This is a genomic window from Nostoc sp. WHI (assembly GCF_015714725.1).
Classification (GTDB): domain Bacteria; phylum Cyanobacteriota; class Cyanobacteriia; order Cyanobacteriales; family Nostocaceae; genus Nostoc.
The window spans coordinates 1-3642 of record NZ_WBKM01000272.1 but is presented as its reverse complement, the minus strand read 5'-3'; the positions used below and the strand labels follow the sequence as shown (position 1 = coordinate 3642).

Sequence of the window (3642 nt, the reverse complement as noted above, 5' to 3'; positions counted from 1 at the left end):
AATTAATTGCGAATTGCGAATTGCGAATTGCGAATTGTTTTTGATGAGCAAGAATTAATCATGAATTTGTCACAAGCTTACGAACAATGGGAAGAAACCACTAAGCAGCAAGGAGTACAAGAGGGAGTACAACTTGAACGCCGTCAAGTTGTAGAAAACTTGTTAAGATTCCGGTTTGGTTTTGTGGACGAGGAACTCTCAAGAGTAGTCGATAGTTTGTTGCAGTTAACTCCAGAAGAATTTACTCCCCTGTGTCTTCAGTTATCTCGTGAAGATTTGCTGGCAAGATTTAATTCACATCAATAATCTATACAGGGCAAATAATTAGTAATAAAAAGCGCTTTTGTGAAATCAAGAGCGCTGTTTTATTGGCTCCACGCTTCATATATCACAATTAAACGGCTACGCCAATGCGAAAGTGAAATGTATTGGTATTGAACAATGAACCCTCAAGAAACATCAGATTTATTTGCTGCCTTAATGCGCCAAGAGGAACTACTCAAGCAGTTAGTTGCAGCAATCAATAAGCCAAAACTGGGATTGCATTCTGATGCTGGCAGTTGTAAAATCTACTGCAATCGTCAGCACGGAGGGCTGTGGTACACCCTCAGTAATAGTGAACCGAGTGCTGTTCCTCAAACTGCCTTGACTGGATATCTTAAAGAACTGCGGTTTGAGAATACAGAACGCCGCAAAAAAGAAACCTGCAAGTTGCTGATAACTATTCAAGCAGACCGGACGTATATCTTAGAATCCGGTTATGATACTCACTTTTCTAAAAGCTTGTTAACCGCGATCGCAACTTTGACCCCACAACAATTATATTCTCCCATCACACTACAGCCGCAGCCAGGGACGACAGATGAAAATGTGTTGTTCTGTCGCGTATGGGTAGAGTCGGAATTAGTCATGGCATCCTATAACGAGCAAACAGAGTGGCGACAAATCTGGGAACAGGCTTTAGCTGTAACAAAAGCTGCGAATGAGATAGCGTTTTAACTCGTTGTTAATTGGTTTAGGCAACTGTAATTAGAAGTTGTTTAAGCCTTGTCTACAGCTTGCTGTGCTGTGTACTCACCATTACTACTAACAATAAATGACTACAACAATCGTTCACCCTAGCCTCGAAAACTTACAGCAGTTTTCTGGCTCGTTCGACATTGAGAAACTATTGCAATCTGAGGGAGTTTTGCCGTGGCTTTTAGCAAATGGCTGGAACTATGACGATGAATCTTGTTTGATTGCGAATATTATTGATGAGTCTACAAGCCTGGATCAAGTTTGGGACTCTGAAGAGTTTGATTTTAAGGCTCTACCTGATGAATTAAAGGAAAAACTCAATCAAATCTTTGAGCATTTCTATCTGTAATTTTCTGTCATTTTCAATTCCACCGACTTCAACGACTAAACGTACATCTGATAGTGGTTCTAGATAAACAAAAAGTTGCCGCTTGACCAAAAAAGAATCAGATTATGCGTGAAAAACTCTCCAGTCAGATTTAATCAGTCTGACTGGAGAGAAAAATCGATTCCACGACAAATTATGACACACTTCATACTACTGAGATGGAATTAAATTTGATTAAAGTTTACGACACAACACTGTTAAGCTCCTCAAAAGTTTACCAAATTAACGGTACGCTTTCCCAATATTTGGGTGATGAAGGTACTATAAAACATCCACAGTTTCTATTTTTACCTCTGCCAAATCAAAAGAAAAAAGCCAGCTTTCGGCTAAATCGAAACAAACTCATGACTCGTTGTTATGAAGTCGAAGGCATGGTTTATGAAAAGCCTGCGGTACAGGATAATTCACAGCAACTTCAGCTACTTTAAGCCATGTCCATACATAAACCACCAGTCATTAAAAGACATATTAGGTTACAAAATAGCTCTACAAAAGTAATCTATAGAGCTACTACAGACATTCACAAATTGAGAAATAGCCACAAAGAAAGCTTCGCTTAATTGAAAGTGAAAATAATGATGGAGGTGAATAATCATGGTACAAGTAATCGACAACACTATCGCTGCAAATTTCCTAACTGATGCAGTAGTCGAACGCCACAATTTCTCCCAGTTAAATAAAACTCGCATTCGCTTTCGTATTCAATTAAAGAAAAGTACAAAATCTGCTGCTCCTAAATGGGCGGATGTGCTAAAAGCTGAAGTCTCTGAAATTGAATCAGACCTCGTTAAAGTTACTAATTCCGAAGTTGGTTTGCGGGGTATTAAGGTATTTAAGAAATTGGATGAGGCTGCTGCCCAATTGAGGCAAGAAATTGCTTCGGTTCAAGAGTGGATGAGTAGTGATACTGGTGATTGGGTCTGTCCGATTGATTTGGCTCCACTCGTTTGGAGCCAACTGCTTAATATTAGGGATAATATCGCCCCTGGTTTACGCAATCAATTAAAAGTTGATTACGAAGCGGGACTTTTTGATTATCAAGAGCGAATTGACCAGTTCCTCTCACTCCATACTTGGGAATTATCACAGGATAAGCAAGAATCTGTAAAAGCCAACTTGCTAAGAGCATTTCCGATTCTGACCGACCTCGAAGACTATTTGCAAGTTGTTATTGGTCGTCCGGTGATCATACCTGCTTTGTCCGAACAACTCAATCAGCAGCAAGCCGAGTGTTTAGACCAGATTACCAAGTTCATTCAACAGTATGACCAAAATCTGGAGCAACGACTAAGGGAATCTGCTTTAGCTGGCGGTGAACAACTCGCCGCCCAGTTGCTTGAAGAGTTGGCTGATTGGGAACCGGGACGGAAGCCAGTCCAGTTCAAAAGGAAAATGGAACGCCATCTGATGAAGGTTCAAGTGCTACTGGCAAACGCTGACCCGGAGGCTGGCAGCAGCTTAGAGCAGATGATGGCGCACTTAGATTCTATTGTTAACGATCCGGCGATTGAGTCTAAGAATCTTGGTTCTGATACACGCAGTCAATTGCAACAAAAGATGGATGATATTCGCGCCAAACTGCTTGATGAACAACGCAATCTCCAACAGCTAGCGACTGGTGACGTGGGACTGTCAAAGGCTACCGTGATGTCGTTTAAGTTCCGGTAAAAAATAGACTTGAGTGATTCAATATCGTTCAAGTCTTTAAAATCACCAATACTTTCGGTTAAAAGTGCGTTGTCATCATCTCAGTATTCACAGCGCACAATACTATTTCTTAAGGATAAACTATGTCACACTTTTCTCAAATTGCAGTCAAGTTTAAAGACCAATCGTGTTTAGTTGAAGCTCTCCAAAGACTGGGCTTTTATCCCCAAATTCATGATAAACCAGTGAATTTGTACGGATATCAAGGGGACAAGCGAGAGCAAGTAGCTCACATTGTTGTCCCTCGCAATCAAATTAGTTACGACAGCAACGACCTGGGATTTTACTGGAACGGGTTTGAATACGAATGTCTCATTTCGGAGTTTGACCAACGGTGGGGACAAGCGGCACGGGACAAAGGACTAGGATCACAGTTCGTACCAAAGTTGCAAGAGCAGTACATCAATTTATACCTCCCAAAACTTGCTACGCAACTCGGAGGTGAAGTAGTTGCTCTCGGTTGCAACGGCTCTGTCACTACTGTTCGGGTATTATTGCCGACTCAAACTATTAGGAGATAAGATGTC

General features: G+C 41.1%; 6 protein-coding genes. All 6 read left to right on the top strand.

The window, feature by feature from the left end; genetic code table 11:
• The first annotated feature begins 60 nt into the window (after positions 1-60).
• The 6 genes from F8S12_RS27450 to F8S12_RS27425 all read left to right on the top strand — a co-directional run bounded on the left by F8S12_RS27450 (position 61) and on the right by F8S12_RS27425 (position 3636).
• Positions 61-306 carry a hypothetical protein gene (locus F8S12_RS27450; RefSeq protein WP_230967759.1) on the top strand — a complete coding sequence of 82 codons (246 nt, stop codon included), beginning with the start codon at positions 61-63 and terminating at the stop codon, positions 304-306.
• Between the two features lie 135 nt (positions 307-441).
• The gene (locus F8S12_RS27445) at positions 442-999 is read left to right on the top strand and encodes a hypothetical protein (RefSeq protein ID WP_196519448.1); all 558 of its coding nucleotides are present in this window, start codon (positions 442-444) and stop codon (positions 997-999) included.
• A 97-nt stretch (positions 1000-1096) separates the two neighbouring features.
• Positions 1097-1369: a hypothetical protein gene (locus F8S12_RS27440; protein WP_196519447.1), complete on the top strand. Its 273-nt coding sequence runs from the start codon at positions 1097-1099 to the stop codon at positions 1367-1369.
• 197 nt (positions 1370-1566) lie between these two features.
• Positions 1567-1836, top strand: coding sequence for a hypothetical protein (locus F8S12_RS27435; protein ID WP_196519446.1), 270 nt, complete (start codon positions 1567-1569; stop codon positions 1834-1836).
• A 166-nt stretch (positions 1837-2002) separates the two neighbouring features.
• The gene (locus F8S12_RS27430) at positions 2003-3076 is read left to right on the top strand and encodes a hypothetical protein (RefSeq protein WP_196519445.1); all 1074 of its coding nucleotides are present in this window, start codon (positions 2003-2005) and stop codon (positions 3074-3076) included.
• A gap of 122 nt (positions 3077-3198) precedes the next feature.
• Positions 3199-3636 carry a DUF1257 domain-containing protein gene (locus F8S12_RS27425; protein ID WP_196519444.1) on the top strand — a complete coding sequence of 146 codons (438 nt, stop codon included), beginning with the start codon at positions 3199-3201 and terminating at the stop codon, positions 3634-3636.
• Positions 3637-3642 lie beyond the last annotated feature (6 nt).

Excerpts from the sequence above, each read along its gene's own strand:
- F8S12_RS27450 (WP_230967759.1), top strand. The coding sequence starts at position 61 with ATGAATTTGTCACAAGCTTACGAACAATGGGAAGAAACCACTAAGCAG.
- F8S12_RS27425 (WP_196519444.1), top strand. The coding sequence starts at position 3,199 with ATGTCACACTTTTCTCAAATTGCAGTCAAGTTTAAAGACCAATCGTGT.
- F8S12_RS27430 (WP_196519445.1), top strand. The coding sequence starts at position 2,003 with ATGGTACAAGTAATCGACAACACTATCGCTGCAAATTTCCTAACTGAT.
- F8S12_RS27445 (WP_196519448.1), top strand. The coding sequence starts at position 442 with ATGAACCCTCAAGAAACATCAGATTTATTTGCTGCCTTAATGCGCCAA.
- F8S12_RS27435 (WP_196519446.1), top strand. The coding sequence starts at position 1,567 with ATGGAATTAAATTTGATTAAAGTTTACGACACAACACTGTTAAGCTCC.
- F8S12_RS27440 (WP_196519447.1), top strand. The coding sequence starts at position 1,097 with ATGACTACAACAATCGTTCACCCTAGCCTCGAAAACTTACAGCAGTTT.